General features: G+C 45.5%; 1 protein-coding gene. It reads left to right on the plus strand.

Translation table 11 applies throughout. The features are described 5' to 3' along the window. On the plus strand, window positions 1–345 hold a 345-nt coding region (locus AAEY79_RS14305; RefSeq protein ID WP_352288920.1), incomplete at both ends, for a cytochrome c-type biogenesis CcmF C-terminal domain-containing protein.

Consider the following 345-nt stretch of genomic DNA (forward strand, 5'->3'; position numbering starts at 1 on the left):
TAGCTTGAGTATCGAGCGTGATGTGGCGCTAGGTGAAGGAGATACGGTTCATGTGCAAGGTTATGACTTTGAAATAAAAGACTTTCATGCAGTGAGAGGCAGTAACTTTGATGGCATGCAAGCGCAAGTGGCAGTGACAAAAGATGGAAAAGCGGTAACGACTTTATATCCTGAAAAACGCACCTATGTGATCAGTGGTATGCCGATGACTGAAGCGGCGATTGATGCCAGTTTGATGCGTGATGTCTATGTGGCATTGGGTGAACCGATTGCTGAAGACAGTAATCAGTGGGCAGTACGTATTTATGTTAAACCGCTGATACGTTGGATTTGGCTCGGTACCAT

This window comes from Psychrobacter sp. GW64-MNA-CIBAN-0177 (genome assembly GCF_040309585.1).
GTDB lineage: Bacteria > Pseudomonadota > Gammaproteobacteria > Pseudomonadales > Moraxellaceae > Psychrobacter > Psychrobacter okhotskensis.